Annotated in this window: 19 protein-coding genes; 12 read left to right on the top strand and 7 right to left on the bottom strand. The window is 40.0% G+C overall.

What is annotated here, in order from left to right; all coding sequences use genetic code 11:
* Window positions 1-134 precede the first annotated feature (134 nt).
* Both HH219_RS19680 and HH219_RS19675 read right to left on the bottom strand, forming a co-directional pair.
* Complete coding sequence (locus tag HH219_RS19680; protein ID WP_169328404.1) at window positions 135-668, bottom strand: GspH/FimT family pseudopilin; 534 nt, start codon at window positions 666-668, stop codon at window positions 135-137.
* Between the two features lie 74 nt (window positions 669-742).
* Window positions 743-1,291, bottom strand: coding sequence for a GspH/FimT family protein (locus HH219_RS19675; protein ID WP_169328403.1), 549 nt, complete (start codon window positions 1,289-1,291; stop codon window positions 743-745).
* 193 nt (window positions 1,292-1,484) lie between these two features.
* Here HH219_RS19675 and glnB point away from each other — a divergent pair, with 193 nt between their 5' ends.
* Window positions 1,485-1,823 (top strand): nitrogen regulatory protein P-II, encoded by a 339-nt coding sequence (glnB, locus tag HH219_RS19670; RefSeq protein WP_054205147.1) that lies wholly within the window; start codon window positions 1,485-1,487, stop codon window positions 1,821-1,823.
* Between the two features lie 303 nt (window positions 1,824-2,126).
* On the opposite strand, the gene HH219_RS19665 is transcribed toward glnB, so the two are convergent.
* Entirely contained in the window at window positions 2,127-2,888 is a 762-nt protein-coding gene (locus tag HH219_RS19665; protein ID WP_169328402.1) for an outer membrane protein assembly factor BamD, read from the bottom strand.
* A gap of 141 nt (window positions 2,889-3,029) precedes the next feature.
* Between HH219_RS19665 and rluD the strand changes: the two genes are divergently transcribed.
* The 3 genes from rluD (at window position 3,030) to clpB (ending at window position 7,426) form a co-directional block, all read left to right on the top strand.
* The gene (gene rluD / locus HH219_RS19660) at window positions 3,030-4,007 is read left to right on the top strand and encodes a 23S rRNA pseudouridine(1911/1915/1917) synthase RluD (RefSeq protein WP_054205149.1); all 978 of its coding nucleotides are present in this window, start codon (window positions 3,030-3,032) and stop codon (window positions 4,005-4,007) included.
* Window positions 4,008-4,016: 9 nt separating this feature from the next.
* A complete protein-coding gene (pgeF, locus tag HH219_RS19655; RefSeq protein WP_169328401.1) occupies window positions 4,017-4,742 on the top strand; it encodes a peptidoglycan editing factor PgeF in 726 nt (241 codons plus the stop codon).
* Between the two features lie 107 nt (window positions 4,743-4,849).
* Window positions 4,850-7,426, top strand: coding sequence for an ATP-dependent chaperone ClpB (gene clpB, locus HH219_RS19650; RefSeq protein WP_054205151.1), 2,577 nt, complete (start codon window positions 4,850-4,852; stop codon window positions 7,424-7,426).
* A 208-nt stretch (window positions 7,427-7,634) separates the two neighbouring features.
* On the opposite strand, the gene HH219_RS19645 is transcribed toward clpB, so the two are convergent.
* Window positions 7,635-9,182, bottom strand: coding sequence for a PAS domain-containing methyl-accepting chemotaxis protein (locus tag HH219_RS19645; RefSeq protein WP_169328400.1), 1,548 nt, complete (start codon window positions 9,180-9,182; stop codon window positions 7,635-7,637).
* A 443-nt stretch (window positions 9,183-9,625) separates the two neighbouring features.
* On the opposite strand from HH219_RS19645, the gene gshA reads away from it, so the two are divergent.
* Window positions 9,626-11,203, top strand: a complete 1,578-nt coding sequence (gene gshA, locus HH219_RS19640; RefSeq protein ID WP_054205153.1) for a glutamate--cysteine ligase — start codon at window positions 9,626-9,628, stop codon at window positions 11,201-11,203.
* Between the two features lie 124 nt (window positions 11,204-11,327).
* Window positions 11,328-11,936 (top strand): hypothetical protein, encoded by a 609-nt coding sequence (locus tag HH219_RS19635; protein ID WP_054205154.1) that lies wholly within the window; start codon window positions 11,328-11,330, stop codon window positions 11,934-11,936.
* Window positions 11,937-11,991: 55 nt separating this feature from the next.
* On the opposite strand, the gene HH219_RS19630 is transcribed toward HH219_RS19635, so the two are convergent.
* The 3 genes from HH219_RS19630 to ccsA form a co-directional block, all read right to left on the bottom strand.
* Entirely contained in the window at window positions 11,992-12,831 is an 840-nt protein-coding gene (locus HH219_RS19630) for a mechanosensitive ion channel family protein (RefSeq protein WP_054205155.1), read from the bottom strand.
* Window positions 12,832-12,959: 128 nt separating this feature from the next.
* The gene (locus HH219_RS19625; RefSeq protein WP_152960587.1) at window positions 12,960-14,228 is read right to left on the bottom strand and encodes a CNNM domain-containing protein; all 1,269 of its coding nucleotides are present in this window, start codon (window positions 14,226-14,228) and stop codon (window positions 12,960-12,962) included.
* A 61-nt stretch (window positions 14,229-14,289) separates the two neighbouring features.
* The gene (ccsA, locus tag HH219_RS19620; RefSeq protein ID WP_054205157.1) at window positions 14,290-15,096 is read right to left on the bottom strand and encodes a cytochrome c biogenesis protein CcsA; all 807 of its coding nucleotides are present in this window, start codon (window positions 15,094-15,096) and stop codon (window positions 14,290-14,292) included.
* 272 nt (window positions 15,097-15,368) lie between these two features.
* Here ccsA and ffh point away from each other — a divergent pair, with 272 nt between their 5' ends.
* The 6 genes from ffh (at window position 15,369) to tyrA (ending at window position 20,869) form a co-directional block, all read left to right on the top strand.
* On the top strand, window positions 15,369-16,748 hold the full coding sequence (gene ffh, locus HH219_RS19615) for a signal recognition particle protein (protein WP_054205158.1): 1,380 nt from the start codon (window positions 15,369-15,371) through the stop codon (window positions 16,746-16,748).
* A 259-nt stretch (window positions 16,749-17,007) separates the two neighbouring features.
* Entirely contained in the window at window positions 17,008-17,256 is a 249-nt protein-coding gene (gene rpsP / locus HH219_RS19610) for a 30S ribosomal protein S16 (protein WP_016708927.1), read from the top strand.
* A 17-nt stretch (window positions 17,257-17,273) separates the two neighbouring features.
* On the top strand, window positions 17,274-17,810 hold the full coding sequence (gene rimM / locus HH219_RS19605) for a ribosome maturation factor RimM (protein ID WP_054205159.1): 537 nt from the start codon (window positions 17,274-17,276) through the stop codon (window positions 17,808-17,810).
* Window positions 17,810-18,577, top strand: a complete 768-nt coding sequence (trmD, locus tag HH219_RS19600) for a tRNA (guanosine(37)-N1)-methyltransferase TrmD (RefSeq protein WP_054205160.1) — start codon at window positions 17,810-17,812, stop codon at window positions 18,575-18,577. Before rimM ends, trmD begins: the two co-directional genes overlap by 1 nt.
* Before the next feature lie 33 nt (window positions 18,578-18,610).
* Window positions 18,611-18,970 carry a 50S ribosomal protein L19 gene (rplS, locus tag HH219_RS19595; protein ID WP_007581406.1) on the top strand — a complete coding sequence of 120 codons (360 nt, stop codon included), beginning with the start codon at window positions 18,611-18,613 and terminating at the stop codon, window positions 18,968-18,970.
* A gap of 765 nt (window positions 18,971-19,735) precedes the next feature.
* Window positions 19,736-20,869, top strand: a complete 1,134-nt coding sequence (tyrA, locus tag HH219_RS19590) for a bifunctional chorismate mutase/prephenate dehydrogenase (protein WP_169328399.1) — start codon at window positions 19,736-19,738, stop codon at window positions 20,867-20,869.
* Window positions 20,870-21,119: the final 250 nt, after the last annotated feature.

The following is a 21,119-nucleotide window of genomic DNA, read 5'->3' as shown; positions in this document are numbered from 1 at the left end:
ATGTTTTTTGGGCTGCGTAGTTACTTATCAAGTTGTAAAAAGCAAGGGATCAGTGCGTCTACCGCATTAGCATTATTATTCAATGGCATGTTGCCCAGCATTTTTACCCCTCCTGAGTAGTTACAAATTACTTTTTATTTCTGACATTTTTTTGTATCTTTAGTGCGAATTCTTCCTGTGTAGCTCACTGAAATAGCAAGCCCATCAAGGTTTGCTTTTTTATATTCTGGGCAAAATATAAAAGTACCATTATTAAAACCCATGGGTGTGCCGTCATTTCTAAAAGTGACTGAGCGTCGGGGGTAGGTTAACATATCTTGCTGGTGTGTTGATTCAATTGTAAAAAGTGCTGTATCCGTACCATCTAAAACGCCAATATCATTTGAATCAGTAAAAACTGTAATTTCTTTATGCCATAATTGCTGATCGCATTTATTATTTGCTAATCCACATAATGTAATATTTGAGTTATAAGCAATAGCATTAAGACGTGATAACCCCAAGGCTCTATTTACTTTAGCAGTGTGATTATCAAGACGGTTTTTTACCAGTAATGGCTGAAAGTGGAATAAAGCTAAATGGCAAATAATTGCTAAAAGAGCTAATGTTGTCATCATTTCAATAAGAGAAGTGCCAAAGCAGTTCAATAGCTTGTTTAAATTCTTCATCCGTGAAGCTCTCAATGTTACAGTTATATTAAGGTTAGCTGAACCGAAAATAGTTGCAAGTTGAGTTGTGAAATTTAATTACATGTTGTGTTAGTATCACCGTTATACAATGTTGTGCCTGACTGGGTTATTTCCAACGCTTTATTATTTTTATTATCTTGATCTGGGCAGTAAGTAAATTTCCCGACGCTAGTAGTTATTCGGCCGCTGGTGTCAAATGCCAACCTTTTCCCTCCAGTAAAGCTTAATTTGTTATTATCAGGCATTTTCTCCATCACTCTAAGTAATGTGTCTGTATCTGAGTCGTAGTCACCATCGTTGTCACTATCAACAAATACAACAATTATTTTGTTCTTATCCCATTTGTTTTTACAACCAAAAGTAGCTTTGCCTTTTTTTACTTGGTTGTATTGTGCAGGGCATACAACCACGATTTCGTCGGTACTTGTTGCTTTTGCACGTGCAAAGTTAAGATTTCTTTTTAACTCTAATAAAAAGTTTTCTGCGCGGTTTTTTTCGAGCATATCACTGCTATTCCAAATGGCGATAGCCGCTATAATGCCCACAATTGAAATTGTTACTATTAACTCTAGTAATGTAAAGCCGTGTTGCTTATTTTTCATATACACCTCTGACGCTAGTTAAGTTCTTATGATTGGGTGATCTTAACAAGTTATTATTTATTATAGTTGTATTGAGTTAAACAATCATACCACTGTTGACGATTAAATCATCGTAATTCAATTGCTTTGTTTGCTATGGGATGCAGGATTGTCTAAAATCGATGCAAATGGGAATTATGAGTAGCAACAAACAATGAAAAAAATTGAAGCAATAATTAAGCCTTTTAAACTTGATGATGTACGAGAAGCATTATCAGAAGTTGGTATTACAGGCATGACAGTAAGCGAAGTTAAAGGCTTCGGTCGTCAAAAGGGGCACACTGAATTATATCGTGGTGCTGAGTACATGGTTGATTTTCTACCTAAAGTAAAGTTAGACATTGTACTAACGGATGAGGATGTAGACCGTGCTATTGAAGTTATTGTCAAAACAGCGCAAACGGGCAAGATTGGTGACGGTAAGATTTTTGTAACTGACGTTGAACGTGTTGTTCGTATCCGTACAGCGGAAGAAGATGAAGAAGCAATTTAGACGTTATACCAATTGTGTTAAGTTAATGGTCATTTATAGCGAAAGATAAATACAGTGATAACAAGGCAGAAACTTTGACATGTAGTTGTTCTCGGCAATTGCTCCTGCATTGCTCTAGCTCCTGCATCCATGCAGTCGTACATGAAAAATGACTAACGCAGTTAGTGCTTTATTTAGTCCGCTAGAATGGTTAAACATTTAAGTCGATTGGTATTACTCATCCATTAAAAAAGGCGCTACTTGTATCAAGTAGCGCCTTTTTTGTATTTATTACAAACACGTTAGAGTGTGTTTGGAAATAATCTACTTATTTTTATTTAGTTCACGAGTCATTCTTGCATGCTTACTTAACTCTGGTAAACCAAGCTTTTCATAGCTTTTTTCCATCATCTTTAGAGCTTCATCTAGATAGCTACTTTGTGAATAATGTTCAACAACATATTTACCACGGTTAGCTGCAGCTAGATATGCTTCTCGTTCGTAATAATAATCGGCTACTTTAAGTTCATAGCGTGCCATTTTATTTAGCAACCATACTAAGCGGCGTTTTGCCTCAGGTGCATAACCGCTATCAGGAAAGCGATTAACTAAAGTTGATAAATCAGTAAATGCAACACGAGTTCGGTTTGCATCACGGTCAGCTCTGTCAACACCAAAATATTCTTGGAAAGCATTTTCATCCGCTTTAATATTTACCAAGCCACGCATATAGTACATGTAGTCTAAATCTTTGTGGTTTGGGTTAAGGCGAATGAAACGGTCTATTGTTGCTAATGCCTGCTCAGTATTTCCAGCTTGATAATGAGCAAACACCAAATCTAATTGCACCTGTTTTGACATTGGGCCAAACGGGTAGCGTGAATCTATAGCACTTAAAAGTTCAATTGCGCGTGCGTACAAGCCTGAATCGAGAGTTTGTTTCGCATCTTCATAAAGTGCTTGTGCAGATTTATTTGGTACGCGTTGGATATCTTCTTCATCTGGTGCTGACGAACAAGCCCCTAAACCAAGCAATGAAACTGTAAAAACAATGGCGAATGCACGTTTCCCTATTCTATTTATCATTTTATTTGTTACCTTCGATGTCTTCGGCTAGGCCAAGTGGGTAAAACCGAGTAAACTATACTTATTATATAATGCTTTTATTAAAAGCGATTCTAACCCAGTCGAGCGCAGCTTGCACTGGTAAATTGGGTAAAGTTACTAATGACAGAGCAAATTTCTCTTCAAGCCGATGTACCAACTGAGTTAGGCGGTAAACGTCTAGACCAAGTATTAGCACAATTGTTCCCTGATTATTCACGTTCACGTATAAAAACGTGGATCTTGGATGATAAAATCACCGTTGATGGTGAAATTTTCAACACTCCACGCGAAAAACTCTTTGGCGGAGAAGTCGTTAATGTTGAAACGAGTATTGAAGCACCACGTGAATACCTCGCACAAGATATCAAATTAAACATCGTTTATGAAGATGATGATATTTTAGTTATCAATAAACCTATGGGTTTAGTTGTGCACCCTGGAGCTGGTAATCCTGATGGCACTGTGCTTAATGCATTATTGCATCATCATCCTGATATTATTAACGTTCCACGTGCAGGTATTGTGCACCGTCTAGATAAAGATACGACCGGTTTAATGGTGGTAGCTAAAACTATTCAGGCGCAAACACATTTAGTTAAAGCCTTGCAAAAGCGCGAGAATTTCACGCGTGAATACGAAGCAATTTGTAATGGTACGATGACAGCAGGTGGCATGGTTGAAAAACCAATTGCTCGTCACCCTACACAGCGTACACACATGGCTGTTCATGAGCAGGGTAAACCTGCAATTACGCATTTTCGCGTTGCTGAAAAGTTTCGTGCGCACACGCGATTACGTCTGCGTTTAGAAACAGGACGAACTCACCAAATTCGTGTTCATATGGCATTTATTAATCACCCATTAATAGGCGACAAAGCATATGGCGGCCGTCCACGTCCACCAAAAGGAGCAACACCTGAGTTATTCCAAATGCTACGTGAGTTTAATCGTCAAGCTTTGCATGCTGTTAAGTTAAGTATTGCTCATCCAATTACTGGTGAGATGATGACATGGCAGGCACCTATTCCTGATGACATGGTTGCGATGACGCACGTGCTACGTGAAGATACGAAAGCAAACCCAAATATTGATTATTAAGCTTAGTTAATGCTTTCACCCAATTGGTCAGCACCAACAAATGTTGGTGCATTAAGTACAACTCGTGACGGGGGTCTATCGCGTGCCCCTTTTTCAAGTTTAAACTTAGGGCTTCATGTGGGTGATGATCGGCAAGTGGTATTAGCAAATCGCCATTTATTAGATCAGCTATTGCCAAATCCGCCGATTTGGTTAAATCAAGTACATAGCGCTGAGGTTGTCGTCGTTGATAAACATTTTGATCCATTAACAGTACGAGATGCAGATGCACTTTATACATCTTTGCAGAATCAGCCTTTAGCAATTATGACGGCAGATTGTCTCCCTATATTGTTGACGTCATCGTGTGGTAATGAAGTTGCCGCAATACATGGTGGCTGGCGTGGTTTAAATGCAGGTATTATTGCGAATACGATTGCTCAATTCTCGGCATCAAAAAATAACATCATTGCATGGTTAGGGCCTGCAATTGGTGCATTAAAGTTTGAAGTAGGCAGTGAAGTAAGAGCTGCATTTTTTGAGCAATCAGATGCCTATGAATACGCATTTAAAGAAACCAATAATGGCAAATATTTAGCTGATATTTACGCTATTGCCCGTATTCAATTAATACAGTTAGGTGTTAATACTATTAGTGGTGGCGAATATTGCACCGTAAGCCAGCCCGAATCATTTTTTTCATATCGCCGTGATAGGCAGACAGGACGAATGGCAAGCTTGATCTGGCGCAAATAACCTCTAACTACACTCATATTCATGATTATATTTTTTGCTAAACCTTGAACAAACCACTCAACATACCCATTAATTAAACAATTAGTTTTTTTATAGGTTATCTCATTATGCGTTTAGATCGATTTACCAGTAAATTTCAATCTGCGCTCTCAGATGCTCAGTCTCTTGCTCTAGGTCGCGATCATCAATTTATTGAACCTGTGCACTTAATGTACTCATTGCTTCAGCAAAGCGGTTCAAGTGTGCGTGCATTACTCGCTCAAGCGAGTGTGAGTGCCGATGAGCTCAATACTAAATTATCCCAAGAGATAGAAAAACTCTTTAAAGTGGAAGGTGTTGGTGGTGACGTACAGTTATCGAATAACATGGTTTCACTGATTAACTTATGTGATAAATATGCACAAAAACGTAAAGACAAATATATCTCGAGCGAGTTATTCGTATTAGCTGCCTGTGAAGATAAAGGACCGTTAGGTGATATTTTCCGTGCCTTGAATATGACCGCGACAAAAATTGAAGCGGCAATTAAAGCGATTCGAGGTGGCCAAAAAGTGGATGATCCAAATGCTGAAGAAACACGCCAAGCATTGAAAAAATTCACCATAGATTTAACCGAACGCGCTGAGCAAGGTAAGTTAGACCCTGTTATAGGTCGTGACGATGAAATTCGTCGTACAATTCAAGTACTACAACGACGCACTAAGAATAACCCCGTTCTAATTGGTGAGCCAGGCGTCGGTAAAACGGCGATTGCCGAAGGACTAGCGCAGCGTATCATTAATGGTGAAGTGCCCGAAGGGTTAAAAAACAAACGTGTGTTGTCACTTGATTTAGGGGCGCTGGTGGCTGGTGCCAAGTATAGAGGTGAGTTTGAAGAACGATTAAAATCAGTTCTTAATGAATTGGCTAAAGAAGAAGGCCAAGTGATTTTATTTATAGATGAAATTCATACTATGGTGGGCGCAGGAAAGAGCGATGGTGCAATGGATGCAGGGAACATGTTAAAACCTGCTTTAGCACGAGGTGAATTACATTGCGTAGGTGCAACAACGCTTGATGAATACCGTAAGTACATTGAAAAAGATGCAGCTTTAGAGCGTCGTTTTCAAAAAGTCTTAGTTGAAGAGCCTTCAGTCGAAGACACAATAGCGATTTTACGTGGATTAAAAGAGCGTTATGAGCTTCATCACTGCGTTGATATTACCGATCCGGCCATTGTTGCTGCTGCACATTTGTCGCACCGCTATATTAGTGATCGCCAACTACCAGATAAAGCTATTGATTTAATTGACGAAGCAGGTTCGTCTATTCGTCTACAGATTGATTCAAAGCCAGAGTCTTTAGATAAGTTGGAGCGTCGTATTATTCAACTTAAATTAGAAGACAATGCGTTAGCGAAAGAAAAAGATGACGCAAGCCAAAAGCGTCGAAGTGAAATGCAGGAATTGATCACAGATCTTGAAGCCCAATACCGTGAGCTTGATGAAGTGTGGAATGCCGAAAAAGCATCACTTCAAGGCACCCAAGTTATAAAAGCAGAACTAGAACAAGCTCGTTTAGATTTAGATGTTGCCCGCAGAGCAACTGATTTACAACGTATGTCTGAACTCCAGTATGGTCGCATCCCTGATTTAGAGCGTAAACTTGATTTAGCGTCGCAAGCTGAAATGCAAGATATGAGTTTACTCAAAAATCAGGTTGGCGAAGATGAGATTGCTGAAATTTTATCGCGTTGGACGGGGATCCCGGTCTCAAAAATGCTTCAAGGTGAGCGAGAAAAGTTACTGCAAATGGAAGACCATCTGCATGCAAAAGTAATCGGGCAGGACGAAGCTGTTATTGCCGTATCTAATGCGATTAGGCGCTCACGCGCAGGGCTTGCTGATCCAAATAGACCAATTGGTTCATTCTTATTCTTAGGGCCAACCGGAGTCGGTAAAACCGAACTGACAAAAGCGTTAGCAACATATATGTTTGACACTGAGAGTGCAATGGTGCGTATTGATATGTCAGAGTTTATGGAAAAACACTCAGTAGCACGTTTAGTTGGCGCGCCTCCTGGTTATGTAGGTTATGAAGAGGGTGGCTACTTGACCGAAGCTGTACGACGCCGCCCATATTCAGTCATTTTGCTTGATGAAATTGAAAAAGCGCACCCTGACGTATTCAATATTTTACTACAAGTATTGGATGATGGTCGCTTAACGGATGGGCAAGGTCGAACCGTTGATTTTAAAAACACGGTGATTATCATGACTTCTAATTTAGGCTCCGATATCATCCAAGAGCAAACAGGTAGTAATGATTACAGTGCCTTGAAAGAAAAAGTAATGGGTGTACTCGTTAATGAATTTAGACCTGAGTTCATAAACCGTATTGATGAAACTGTCGTATTTCATCCCCTAGCGAATGAGCACATTAAAGAGATTGCAGATATTCAACTGAGCAAATTACGCGAGCGACTTACAGCAATGGGGTATTTGTTAAACATTAGTGATGCTGCACTTGAACGAATTGCTGCTAGCGGTTTTGACCCAGTTTATGGTGCAAGACCGCTTAAACGAGCAATCCAGCACACAATTGAAAACCCACTGTCTCAGAAGCTACTCGCTGGTGAATATCAAAGTGGAGACATGATAGTGATAGACGCTGATGAAAATGGTTTAGTATTCACAACACGCTAAATAAGTAATAAAGTTATGACCAGCGCATGTGCTGGTCATAACTTTTTGTTGTTCTATTTTTATTTAGCTCGCTAGGTTACAAACCTCGCGCCGCGATTAAATCGCCCCTAGATTGAACAAATTTCAATCCATAAAGGTCAACACGGCCTAATGTAAAGTTAAAAATAAAGCTCTAAAATCAGGCTTTAACATCCCAATAAACTATAATTTAAACTTTAAAAGTAAGCAAAATATCATTCACTTTACGTGAACCTTCAACTAGCTGAGCCGCATCTTTAGCTACATTAAAGCTTAAAGCGAGGTTTTCATCACTAAATCCTTTAATTTGTTTTACGTTCTCACCAATATCACCACTGACCGCTTGTTGCTGCTGTGCTGCGGCTGATATTTGTGTGGCTAATTGTGATATTTCGCTTATCTGAGCAAAAATGCTATCAAGCTCTATTTGCGTATGGCCAGTTGTATTTACACATTCATCGGCCTGGGATTTTGTATTTTTCATCACTGTTGACCAACTAAACAAAGTGTCTTGAATTTCTTTAATTGAGCTGTGAATTTGCGATGTTGCACGTTGGGTACGTGAAGAAAGTGCACGCACTTCATCAGCTACTACAGCAAAGCCGCGGCCATGTTCACCTGCGCGTGCAGCTTCAATAGCAGCATTTAAAGCCAATAAATTGGTTTGTTCAGCAATGCCTTCAATCTCAGTCATTACTTGACCAATTTTATCAGCCTCTGTTGCTAATGCATTTGCAGTGCTAGCCGCTTGCTCTACTTGAGATGCAAGTTCTGACACCATTGAGCTGTTATCAGCAATGTGAACTTTAATATCAGAGCAGCTTTGGTAGGTTACATTAACTTGTTCAGCGGTATTTTGAGTGCTTGTGGAGATCTCTCCAATTGTTGTGCTCATTTGCGACATTGCCGTCGCTATTTGGCTTAGACGTTGACCTTGCGCCGAAATACCTTGCTCTGTAAGTGACGACTGGTTATCTAAATTAGACGCTATACCGTTAAATGTTATGGTGGCATCTTTTATTCTGCCAAGCACTGTGCGTAGTTTTGCGTTGAGCATCTCACGATTGTATTCGCTAATACTAAATGGGTGAGTGCCTACGTAAATATAGCGTGAGACAGAATCAAACTCAGCCTTTTGCTGCTTTAATAAATTGGGAGTTACAATCAGTTCGTCATAATTGAGGAAAACAATAGCGCTACAAAATAACACTGCAACAAGGGCTGCAGTAACAGATATAGTCACAGCTAACAGAGTTAAACCCAGTAACGTGATGATCAACGCACATGTTTGCCTTAGACTAACTAATTCACGGTATGAAGTGAGTGACTTTCCAGCATTTATTTTTTTATAAAATTCAGTGGCGCGCTGTTTTAATTGTTGTGTCGGCTTGCTGCGGACAGATTGATAGCCAACTAATTGACCGTGTTCAAAAATAGGGGTAACAAAAGCGTCAACCCAATAATAACGACCGTCTTTACAGAGGTTTTTAACCATTCCACGCCATGAGTGGCCTGCTTTTAGCTTTTCCCACATTTCTTTAAATGCAGCTTTGGGCATGTCAGGGTGGCGAACAATGTTATGGTTTTTACCCATCAACTCTTCTAATGTGTAGCCTGCTATTGCGCAAAAAGCGTCATTAGCATAAGTGATCACACCACGTAAATCTGTTGTAGAGACCAATTCTTGGTGCTGTGAAAAAGTAACCTCTTCATTCTTTATTTGCTGACCCCGACGCATGGGTAGTCCTTAAACATACTTTATTATTAAACCCGATTATAAAGTTCATCCTAAATTAATGAAAGGTAAAATACCTCAAGTGGGTACGCATAGATTGCTAATTACACTTTTGATGATCTAAAACAAATAAAAGGTCAATTAACCATATTTACTTTGCAGTTATTTGAATGGTTAGCTCGACTGGGCGGGTCTATGTATTTTGAATAAACCACATCATGATATATGTCATGACAGTGGTGCGTTTAAAGCAATTGTATATTGACACTTTCAATGGCAAGATTAGTCTATAATGCATTGGCAAATTTGTACGCCTTGCTGTAATTCGCGCGGTAGTTTGTGTGGCAAATAATTAGAATAAGTGTGATCCCTATTATTTAGCCTTGAGTATTATCAATTCGCCCCCATTGACTTAAGATTAAGCCACGTGGCTCGAGGAAGCATTTTTGACTACACATGATCTAAATAAAACGCTAGCAGCGTTATCTCCAGAACAACATCAATACGCAATTAAAGGTATTCAACGTGGCATAGAAAGAGAAGCATTGAGGATTCAGCCTAATGGTGTTATATCACAGCAAAGACATCCTAAAGGGGTTGGTAGTGCGTTAACAAATGGGCATATCACCACTGATTTCTCTGAATCGTTATTAGAGTTTATTACACCGGTTAGTGAATCTGCCGAAGAAACGTTAAGTCAGTTGCAAGATTTGCAAAAGTTTACCTTAGCGCAGATGGGGGATGAGTTATTATGGCCTATCAGTATGCCGTGTTTCATTGAGCACCAAGACGACATAGTGTTAGCTCAATTTGGCGATTCCAATATTGGCCGAATGAAAACACTCTACCGCCAAGGATTGAAAAACCGTTACGGCAGCATGATGCAAGCTATTGCTGGCGTGCACTTTAATATTTCATTCCCTGAAACGTTTTGGCAAAGTTTGCAGACAATAAAAGGCGACAAGGGACCGTTAACTGATTTTATCTCAGCAGGTTACCTCAGCTTGATCCGTAACTTTAAACGAGAGCTTTGGTTAATAAGCTATTTATTTGGTGCGTCACCGGCTTTATGTAATTCGTTTTTACAAGGTCGTAAGACGGATTTACCATTTAAAAAATTAGGCAAAGGTACACTATACCTTGAAACAGGCACGGCGCTTCGATTAGGTAACTTAGGTTATACAAATAGTGCGCAGTCATCATTAAAGGTTATGTATAACTCATTAGATGAGTATGTCGCCGGCTTAAAGCGTGCGATTAATACGCCATCAGATATTTACAGTGGCATTGGCGATTACAATAATGATCAACCAAAACAGCTTAATAAAAATATCTTACAAATAGAAAATGAATTTTATTCTCCAATCCGGCCTAAGCGCAATGCAAAAAGTGGTGAAACACCAACGGATGCATTATTACGTGGTGGTATTGAATACATAGAAATTCGTGCATTAGATGTGAACCCGTTTAGCGAAACAGGCATTAATATTGAACAAATTCGCTTTCTCGATGTATTTTTAACATATTGCTTGTTAAAAGATTCACCGGACATGGATTGGGACTCGCAACAGCGCAGCACTGAGAATCTAGATACCGTTGTTAATAATGGGCGTGCTAGTCATGTTGAGCTCAATAAATCAGGCGCACCAAGTAATTTAGTCGACTGGGGACAAGAGGTGTTTGCTCAGCTTCGCTCTGTGGCTCATTACATGGATAATGCTTATGGTGTCCAATACTACAGTGAAACGGTTGCACGCTTATCTTCGTGGATCACAGATCCTACACTTACTTATTCAGGTCGCTATGTGGCGCAATTGAAAGAGTCAGGTCTTGATAACGGACACTTTGCTTTAGCATTAGCTAAAAATTACAAGCATAGCCATCAAGCAACGCCATACAACGTTTATTCTGATAGCTATTTGCAACAACAAGCACAGCGTTCAATACAGGACGAGCTTGCTGTAGTTGCTGCTGATAGCGTATCTTTTAAAGTGTTTTTAGATGAGTATTTTAAAGATAAATAACAGACAAAAAAACGCAGCCCATATGGGCTGCGTAAAAATTCTTCAGGGATGAAACAATGCTAAACTGCGCATTCATAAACTAAGACCGATGTTTTTATTAAAAGTTCAGCGAGAATCAAAATAAATGAAAAAAAATTTAATAATTCTATCGCTGGGAGTGATTTTAACCGGCTGCGCGACCGCTCCGCCAAAGCAACCTAATGATATCTGTAAGATTTTTGAAGAAAAATCAAGTTGGTATTATGATGCCAAAAATGCCCAAGAAAAGTGGGGCTCACCAAAGCATGTGCTAATGAGTATGATGTATCAAGAAAGTTCATTTAAGCATGATGCAGCACCTCCAATGGAATATTTTTTATGGGTTATTCCCACCGGGCGTGCAAGTTCTGCTTATGGCTACTCCCAAGCTAAAACACCAACATGGTCTGATTATATTCGCGAAACAGGTAACAGCGGGGCTGATCGTGATGATTTTGATGATGCTATCGACTTCATGGGTTGGTTTGTTTATAAAACGCATAAAGTGAATGGCATATCAAAATGGGATGCTTACGCACAATATTTAAATTACCACGAAGGCTGGGGTGGCTATAAACGTGGCACCTACAAAAAGAAAAAGTGGCTAATGGGTGTCGCAAATAAAGTAAAAAATAGGGCAAGCCGTTATGGTGCTCAACTTAAAAAATGTGAAGATAGTTTAGACAAAGGTTGGTTAGATCGTTTATTTGGCTAATTTAAAACTAACAAGCCCGCACTGCGGGCTTGTTAGTTTTAAGGGGGCAGGCTATTTACTTCCCTGGAAATTGATGGATATGTACATCTCTTTGTGGGAATGGAATGGTGATGTTCTCTTTATCGAAAGCGATCTTAACGCGCTCGTATAAACCAAAATATACCGGCCAATAATTTTCAGAGTCAACCCATGCCCAAACGAGCATGCCAATATGGCTATCACCATGTTGGCTAACATGCACAATAGGTTTCTTCGCTTCATCACCTTTAAGCACTAACTCATACTCATTTAGGACAGCCATTAACACCTCGCGAGCCCTTAGTACATTATCTTGGTAGCTAATGCCGAATTCGATATCAACACGGCGAGTTGGCTCTGCAAATTTATTTTTAACACAGCCATTTGAAAGTGCGCCGTTAGGGATGATAATCTTTTCATTGTCGTAGGTAAGTAAGATAGTAACAAAAATTTGAATTTCAACGACTTTACCCATATGCCCTTGTGCTTCAATGACATCACCAATTTTAAATGGTTTAAAGAACAAGATAAGTACACCACCAGCAAAGTTAGCTAAACTGCCTTGTAAAGCCATACCTACAGCCAAACCTGCAGCGCCGAGCATCGCGATGAATGAGGTGGTTTCGATCCCAATCATCGAGGCAACAGAAATGAGTAATAGGACTTTTAATATCACTGAAATAAACGAGACTAAAAAGTGAGTTAAACCGGCTTCAAATTTCACTTTAGCCATTGATTTTTCGGTCATATTTGCAATTCGGCCAATAAACCACCAGCCCACAACTAATACAAATATTGCGAGTAAGAATTTAGGGCCATACAACATAAGCATTTCGATAGCTTTGGTGTATATAGTCTCTACTGAAATATCATCCATTAAAGTTCTCCGTAAGATAAAGAATTATAATAGCTTAATATATATCACTGGGTTGAGAATCTATGTCGGAAAATTCAGAAATAAGAAAGAGAGATAGAGTAACTTACTGGTTACTCTATCATTTGGGGTTAGGATTTGCGTAAAGCGGCTTGAACTCGAACAAGTTTAATCATGTTCTCTTTCACCTCAATTACCTCTATAGGGTAGCCTGCAATGCGTAAACTTAAATTTGCATTTGGAATATCTTCAAGGTACTCAACAATTAATCCACTTAGCGTTTTTGGGCCATCAAGCGGAAATTCCCAATCCATTTCTTTGTTTAGATCACGTACGTTAGCACCGCCATCCACTAAAAATGAACCATCCTCTTGTGATACAACTTCTTCACTTGGAGTACGTGTTTGAGTAGTCGTAAAGTCGCCAACCACTTCTTCAAGAATATCTTCAAGGGTTACTAAGCCTTGAATATCGCCGTATTCATCGACGACTAAACCAATGCGTTCTTTTGATTGCTGAAATTTAAACAGCTGTGTATTAAGCGATGTGCCTTCAGGGATAAAGTAAATTTCACGAACTGCGCGAAGTAGTGATGGCTTATCAAATTGCTCTTTCGTTAACAAGCGCAGCGCATCACGTGAGTGGATAAAACCTACCGCATCATCAATTTGGTCACGGTATAAAAGTACGCGTGTATGTTGTGCGTGGGTAAGCTGTTTACTAATAAGTTTCCAGTCATCATTGATATCAATGGCCACGATCTCGTTACGGGGTATCATAATATCTTCAACAGTGACTTGCTCTAAATCTAAAATAGAGGTCAACATGCTTTGGTGACGAGCGGGGATCAGCGCACCAGATTCATTCAGCACTGTTTTTAATTCTTCCTTACTCATACTGTGCTCATCTATTTGTGCCGCACTAATACCAAATAAGCGTAATATACCATTGGTCATCCAGTTAACAACGACGACAAATGGAAAGAGAATCTTTAGCAAACCTTTGAGTATTACCGAGCTTGGAAAGGCAACTTTTTCAGGATAAAGCGCAGCAAGCGTTTTAGGTGTTACTTCTGCAAAAATAAGGACGACTAACGTAAGTGCGCCAGTGGCAATAGCGATACCTAAATCACCATATAAACGGATACCAATTATAGTTGCAACCTGTGCGGCAGCAATGTTTACCAGATTATTACCAATTAGGATCAGGCCAATAAGTCTATCAGGACGGCTCAAGAGTTTGTTGACACGCTTTGCTGCGCGGTGGTTTTCTTTGGCAAGGTGGCGTAAGCGGATTCTGTTAATTGACATAATGCCCGTTTCAGAACCAGAAAAATATGCAGAACAAAGTATGAGTATTCCAAGTATTATAAACAAAACACTTGTAGAGATGTCGTCCAAAGAAGGATCCTTTTTTATTTAATCAAGGTATATTAAGCGGTAGAGAGCACGCTGAGTCAAGTTAAAACTTATTAAGGATAACTTCTTGCACAAAGCGGCTACCAAAATAAGCTAATGTCAGTACAAATGCAGCACTCATTATAGCAAGTACAACAGGTTTTCCGCGCCAGCCAAATCTTAAGTGACCAAGTGTAACCGTGGCAAAAATAGCCCATGCACATAAAGATAAAATGGTTTTATGTATAAACTCTTTAGCAAACATACCTTCGAGGAAAACCAACCCTGATAGCAAAGCCAAAGTAAGAAGTGCTGTTCCTAATGTCAATAAATGATAAAGCTGGCGTTCAACCACCATTAATGGAGGAAGATGACTACGCACGATCGCTAAATCTTTGCGCTTTAACCGCTTATCAATAAAATAAAATTGCACACCATATAACGTAGCAATAATAAGTACACAATAAGCGAGTAAAGAGAGTGATATATGAGTAACAAGGCCGATTTGTATATCAATACTTTGCAATAGAATATGATGAGGAATAAATAAACTAGCAATTGTTAGTAAAGCCGCAAAACCATACACCACAGGCAATAGTAATGTTGCAGGGAACTTTAATGAAACCGTGGTGACAGACACCACGATCACCCAGCAAGTTAAGAGTGCGACATTCACGATACTCAAATCTTGTCCATCAGAACGAAAGACCGAATTTACCAGCAATAGCATGTGCGCTAAGATAGCGATAGTGCTTAGTATCACCGTGAGCTTTTGGCTCGGACCTTGTTGGTGAAATAATCGAGATAGGACATGTGATGTCGCTAAAACGTAAAATAAACTGGCAATAATAGTTAAACTAATAATCAGCATAGTACTTGGGCCACTCAATTTGAGTCAAATATCCTTGTTAGAGTAAGTCCATTGTATTTTATAGCAAGACAAATGCCTAGGCTTTGTAAAAAGAAACTCAAACAGCCTACTTGAGTACTATATTGTGCACCTTAATTTACGGTATACTGTTTTTAATTAAAATTTTAATATTACTGACTAAGTTAAATTAACGCATATAAAGAGCAAACTATTAATTTGCTCACGGTGTGAAATTGAGCTGTCGGTATATCACGTTTGATCGGAACCTTTACATGTTTGAGAACCTCCAAGAACGATTAGGTAAAACCTTAAAGAATATCAGCGGCCGCGGTCGCCTAACTGAAGACAACATAAAAGATACGCTACGCGAAGTTCGTATGGCTTTTTTAGAAGCTGACGTTGCTTTACCCGTTGTTCGCGAGTTCGTTAAACAAGTTAAAGAACGTGCGGTAGGCGTTGAAGTAACTAAAAGTTTAAGCCCAGGGCAAGTTTTTATTAAAATAGTTCGTGAAGAGCTAGAAAAAGCCATGGGTGAAGCAAACGAAGAGCTAAGCTTAAACGCACAACCGCCAGCTGTTGTCATGATGGCGGGTTTACAAGGTGCGGGTAAAACCACCAGTGTTGCCAAGCTTGCGAAATTTTTAAGAGAACGTAAAAAGAAATCAGTGTTAGTGGTCAGTGCCGATGTATATCGTCCTGCCGCAATTAAACAGCTAGAAACGCTTGCCGCAGAAGTTGAAGTTGAATTTTTCCCAAGTGATATATCACAAAAGCCAGTTGATATTGCAACGGCCGCTATAACACACGCAAAAAAGAAGTTTATTGATGTTGTATTAGTCGATACCGCAGGCCGATTACATGTCGATAATGACATGATGGATGAGATAAAAGCGCTACACAAAGCAATCAACCCAATCGAAACCTTATTTGTCGTTGATGCTATGACAGGTCAAGATGCGGCAAACACAGCTAAAGCATTTGACGAAGCATTGCCGCTTACTGGTGTTATATTAACAAAAACCGATGGTGATGCTCGCGGTGGTGCGGCGTTGTCTATTCGCCATATCACCGGTAAGCCGATTAAATTTATGGGGGTGGGTGAACGTACTGATGCACTCGAACCTTTTCATCCTGACCGCATAGCATCCCGTATTTTAGGGATGGGTGATGTACTTTCATTGATCGAAGAAGTCGAGATGAAAGTCGATAAAGAGCAAGCTGCAAAAGTAGCTGAAAAAGTATTTAAAGGCGATGGTTTTACCCTGGATGATTTTGCTGAGCAACTAAAGCAAATGAAAAATATGGGTGGCATGATGTCGATGCTTGATAAGTTACCAGGTATGTCAAACTTACCCGATGCAGTGAAAGGTCAAATGGGTGATAAAACCTTTATTCAAATGGAAGCGATCATCAGCTCAATGACTAAAAAAGAGCGTGCCCGTCCTGAAATCATTAAAGGTTCGCGTAAAAAGCGTATAGCAGCGGGTTCTGGTACCCAAGTGCAAGAGATAAATAAGTTGCTAAAACAGTTTACGCAAATGCAAAAAATGATGAAAAAAATGAAAGGTAAGGGCGGAATGCAAAAAATGATGCGCGGTATGAAAGGCATGTTACCCCCTGGAATGATGGGTGGTGGTGGGCCTAAGTTTTAATTACCAGCTAAGTTTTGTAGGTATTGTGTACAAATTAATTTAAAAAAGAGGCAAACAGCCTCTTTTTTTGTGGATAAATTATGCATTCAAAGACTTATATAGACTCAATTAACGCGGAGATCATAGTTTAATCAAGTTAACTCCTATTTTGAGTCACTTCTTACTTGCATTGTTGCTAAAAACTCGTACAATTCCCCAGCTCCCCATACTGGGGAGCAATTCTTATTAATGAAAACAGTCAATCTATTTAGAGGACGGTATGGTAACTATTCGTTTGCAACGTGGTGGCGCTAAAAAACGCCCTTTCTATCAAATTGTGGTTGCGGATAGCCGTTTCTCGCGTGACGGTCGCTTCATCGAGAAAGTAGGCTTTTTTAACCCAATTGCTAGTGGTCAAGAAGAAAAAGTACGTTTAGATTTATCTCGTGTTGAACACTGGGTAGGTCAGGGCGCATCTCTTTCAGATCGCGTAAGTAAGTTAGTAAAAGACGCTCGTAAAGCGGCTTAATAGGCGTAAGTGTAACCATGAGTCAAGAGAACACCTCATCAATAATTGTCGTAGGAAAGCTCGGTGCCCCATATGGTATAAAGGGCTGGCTTAAGGTACATTCATTTACTGATGATCCCCAAGGGATCTTCGAATTCAGCCCGTGGTTGATAGGGCAGCAAGGTAAATGGCAGACCTTAGAAGTGGTCGACTGGCGTCGCCACAACAAAGGCTTTATCGCTAAATTTGCGCAAGTAAACGACCGAGACGAAGCAATGGCTTATACCCATGCAGAAATCTCAATGGATGCAGCGCAATTACCAGAACTTCCGCAAGGTGAGTTCTATTGGCGAGATCTCATTGGCATGTCGGTTATAACTGATAAAGGTTATAACTTAGGCATCGTTGATGACCTGATGGAGACAGGCTCAAATGACGTATTGGTTGTTAAAGCAAACAATAAAGATGCATTTGGTCAAGCTGAACGTTTAATTCCATTTTTAACTGATACAGTTATTAAAGAGATTAAACACGATGCTAAAGAAATTACCGTAGACTGGGATCCTGGCTTTTAATGAGTCAAACTAGTTCGTTGTGGGTAGGGGTTATCAGCCTTTTCCCGGACATGTTTGATGCCATTACAACGCAAGGTGTAACCGGTCGCGCAGTAAAAAATGGTCTGATCGACTTTAACTGCTGGAACCCACGTGACTATGCTATTGATAAGCATAGAACAGTGGATGATCGCCCTTACGGGGGCGGTCCAGGTATGTTGATGATGGTTGAGCCGTTGAAACAAGCCATTCTTGACGCTAAAGCAGCGGCAGGTGATGGTGCAAAAGTAATTTATATGTCCCCGCAAGGGCGCAAATTAGATCAGCAAGGGGCAAGCGAACTCGCAAGCTCTAAAAAACTGATTTTAATTGCCGGTCGCTATGAAGGTATAGATGAGAGAATAATAGAGTCATATGTTGACGAAGAATGGTCAATTGGTGATTTTATTTTGAGTGGTGGTGAACTACCTGCTATGACATTAATTGACGCAGTAGCGCGATTAGTGCCAGGTGTTTTAGGGCATAACCAGTCAGCAGAGCAAGACTCATTTTCGAATGGCTTGCTAGATTGTCCTCATTATACTCGGCCAGAAACATTGGACGACAAACAGGTGCCTGCTGTATTACTCAGCGGAAACCACCAAGAGATAGCAAAATGGCGGCTAATGCAGTCATTAGGCAGAACTTGGCTACGACGTCCTGACTTGTTGCATAACCTAGCTCTGACTGAGGAGCAAGCGGTATTACTCGCAAAATTTCAGCAAGAGTACCAAAAAGCTTGTGGCTAGAAGACAGTTACACCTAGGAAAGTGAGAAACATAATGGCAAAAGTAAACCAAAATATTATTAAAGCGCTTGAAGATGAGCAGCTTAAAACAGACGTACCTGCATTTGGCCCTGGTGATACAGTGGTTGTACAGGTAAAAGTAAAAGAAGGTGCTAAAGAGCGTCTACAGGCCTTTGAAGGTGTTGTAATCGCTAAGCGTAATCGTGGTCTTCACTCAGCATTCACAGTTCGTAAAATCTCGAACGGTGAAGGTGTTGAGCGTGTATTCCAAACGCACAGCCCTCTTATCGATAGCGTAACAGTTAAGCGTCGCGGTGCAGTTCGCCGTGCGAAACTTTACTATCTACGTGAGCGTTCTGGTAAATCTGCACGTATTAGAGAAAAGCTTAACTAATACGCGCTGTTTATCAACGCAAAAAAACGGGTTGCAGCCTTCGGGTTGCAACCCGTTTTGGTTTTTTAGTGACAAAGAATAAGTTAGATATTATACCAATCGGCTTAAATCTCTTCGGGTTTATTCCCCGTCGCTTGCGGCGTAAAGGTTTTTTACCTTAGACTAATTAAGATACCCCTCTTCGCGAAGCGAATTTGAGCCTAAGCGAAAAGCCTTGGCGCGGGGTAGTTCATTATTTAACCATTTTGGCGGACTAAATAAAGCGCTAACTGCGTTAGTAATTTTTCATATACGACTGCATGGATGCAGGAGCTAGAGCAATGCAGGAGCTAGAGCAATGCAGGAGCAATTGCCGAGAACAACACCATGTCAAAATTTCTGCCTTGTTGTCACTGTACTTATCTTTCGCTATAAATGGTCATTAACTTAACACGATTGGTATTAGAGATCAGGCGCTACCATTCTCATATAAGTCCAAAATGTTTAATTATTTTATCGGTTGGGTAATGTAGAATTACTGATAATCCGGCAAATAAAGTTATAAGCCCTAAGGTGAACGCCTAAAGTCGATTAGCAAGCGGTGACGATAACTCCGGACAGCTTATAAATTACAACTCATAGCTCCCAACTCCCAACTCAAATCACATTCTTTTCTTTATTTAACCTTTTAACAGTTAACCGATCCTGTTAGTATTTATTGTATTGATTAGTTTACTTTTATGTAAATATAAATATACAAAATTACATTTTTGAGGTGTATAGAGCGTGGCGAATATTAAAGATTTAGACCAGTTAAGAATAGGTATTGATGAGTGCGATACACAGCTGGTTGCATTGCTTGCTCGGCGTAATAGTATTACCCAAAAAATTGGTGAAATTAAGCAGCAAACAGGTGCCCCTTTACATGCACCAGAGCGTGAAGCCTCTTTGTTAGCGGCCAGACGCCAAGAAGCAATAAAGCAAGGCGTTAATCCTGAGCTTGTTGAAGATATTCTTAGGCGTATGATGCGAGAAGCGTATCAGAACCAACAAGCTAAATTGGCATGTAGTGCCCCGCAGCTATCACCTATTGTTATTGTTGGTGGTCAAGGTGCAATGGGGCAGCTTTTTGCTCAGCAATTTATTCGCTCTGGTTATGAAGTCAGGATCCTTGATAAAGATCAGCAAACGAATGCACAAGAAATTTTAAAAGGCGCAAAACTGGTGATGATCAGTGTGCCTATAAACGCCTTAGAAACGATAGTTAGAGCATTACCACCACTTGATAATGATTGTTTATTGGTTGATATAACATCGGTTAAGCAAGCACCATTAAGTGTGTTAAAAGAGGTACATGGCGGGCCTGTAGTGGGTTTACATCCTATGTTTGGTCCTGATATTTCTCACTGGGTTAAGCAAACGGTGGTGGTCTGTGAAGGGCGTGAGCATCAAGTTGCGCAAGGATTATTATCTCAGCTGCAAGTGTGGGGCTGTCAGCTAGTTGAACTTGATGCTAAAAAACACGATGAAGCTATGCAAATTATTCAAGTTATGCGCCATTTAACCACCTTTGTTTACGGCCAGTTCTTAGCTAAGCAAGGCCATACACTTGAAGAATTGCGAAGTTGCTCGTCACCAATATACCAATTAGAGTTAATGATGGTAGGGCGCTTATTTGCACAATCACCAGAGCTTTATTCCGACATTATGTTGGCACAATTTGATAATGTAGCGCCGTTACTTGCACAGTATCAAGAGACATTTGCGAGTACGTTAAAAAAGCTCAAAGCGGGTGATAAAGTTGGGCTAATAGATTCATTTGCTGAAGCAAAAGAATATTTTTCAGATTCAACCGCGCACTTTTTAACCCAAAGTCGCAGTTTGCTCAATAAAGCTAATGACGCAAAAGTACTTGATTAATAAAACGTTTAAAAAAATACCAGTCAGTTAAACTGACTGGTATTATACCCAAGCCACCTCAAGAAGCAGCAACGATGAGAGTAAGTCCCTATGAAACGCCCAACGGGTTGGTTTTAAAGCGATTTAGACTGCGTTACTTTTATAAGGAATTGATTTTAATAGTAGAACCACTATTACTTGCAGTCAATGCCTTGCCTAAATCGCTTTTAATTCCAACTAAAACTCGCATCTTGAGGTGGTTTGGGTATTT

The sequence above is a fragment of the Pseudoalteromonas sp. NEC-BIFX-2020_015 genome (genome assembly GCF_012952265.1).
Classification (GTDB): domain Bacteria; phylum Pseudomonadota; class Gammaproteobacteria; order Enterobacterales; family Alteromonadaceae; genus Pseudoalteromonas; species Pseudoalteromonas neustonica.
This window is presented reverse-complemented; position numbering and strand designations above follow the sequence as displayed.

Excerpts from the sequence above, each read along its gene's own strand:
- rluD (WP_054205149.1), top strand. The coding sequence starts at position 3,030 with ATGACAGAGCAAATTTCTCTTCAAGCCGATGTACCAACTGAGTTAGGC.
- HH219_RS19680 (WP_169328404.1), bottom strand. The coding sequence starts at position 668 with ATGAAGAATTTAAACAAGCTATTGAACTGCTTTGGCACTTCTCTTATT.
- HH219_RS19630 (WP_054205155.1), bottom strand. The coding sequence starts at position 12,831 with ATGGATGATATTTCAGTAGAGACTATATACACCAAAGCTATCGAAATG.
- rplS (WP_007581406.1), top strand. The coding sequence starts at position 18,611 with ATGGCAAAAGTAAACCAAAATATTATTAAAGCGCTTGAAGATGAGCAG.
- ccsA (WP_054205157.1), bottom strand. The coding sequence starts at position 15,096 with ATGCTGATTATTAGTTTAACTATTATTGCCAGTTTATTTTACGTTTTA.
- HH219_RS19645 (WP_169328400.1), bottom strand. The coding sequence starts at position 9,182 with ATGCGTCGGGGTCAGCAAATAAAGAATGAAGAGGTTACTTTTTCACAG.
- HH219_RS19635 (WP_054205154.1), top strand. The coding sequence starts at position 11,328 with ATGAAAAAAAATTTAATAATTCTATCGCTGGGAGTGATTTTAACCGGC.
- rimM (WP_054205159.1), top strand. The coding sequence starts at position 17,274 with ATGAGTCAAGAGAACACCTCATCAATAATTGTCGTAGGAAAGCTCGGT.
- HH219_RS19665 (WP_169328402.1), bottom strand. The coding sequence starts at position 2,888 with ATGATAAATAGAATAGGGAAACGTGCATTCGCCATTGTTTTTACAGTT.
- ffh (WP_054205158.1), top strand. The coding sequence starts at position 15,369 with ATGTTTGAGAACCTCCAAGAACGATTAGGTAAAACCTTAAAGAATATC.
- trmD (WP_054205160.1), top strand. The coding sequence starts at position 17,810 with ATGAGTCAAACTAGTTCGTTGTGGGTAGGGGTTATCAGCCTTTTCCCG.
- HH219_RS19675 (WP_169328403.1), bottom strand. The coding sequence starts at position 1,291 with ATGAAAAATAAGCAACACGGCTTTACATTACTAGAGTTAATAGTAACA.
- pgeF (WP_169328401.1), top strand. The coding sequence starts at position 4,017 with ATGCTTTCACCCAATTGGTCAGCACCAACAAATGTTGGTGCATTAAGT.
- clpB (WP_054205151.1), top strand. The coding sequence starts at position 4,850 with ATGCGTTTAGATCGATTTACCAGTAAATTTCAATCTGCGCTCTCAGAT.
- rpsP (WP_016708927.1), top strand. The coding sequence starts at position 17,008 with ATGGTAACTATTCGTTTGCAACGTGGTGGCGCTAAAAAACGCCCTTTC.
- glnB (WP_054205147.1), top strand. The coding sequence starts at position 1,485 with ATGAAAAAAATTGAAGCAATAATTAAGCCTTTTAAACTTGATGATGTA.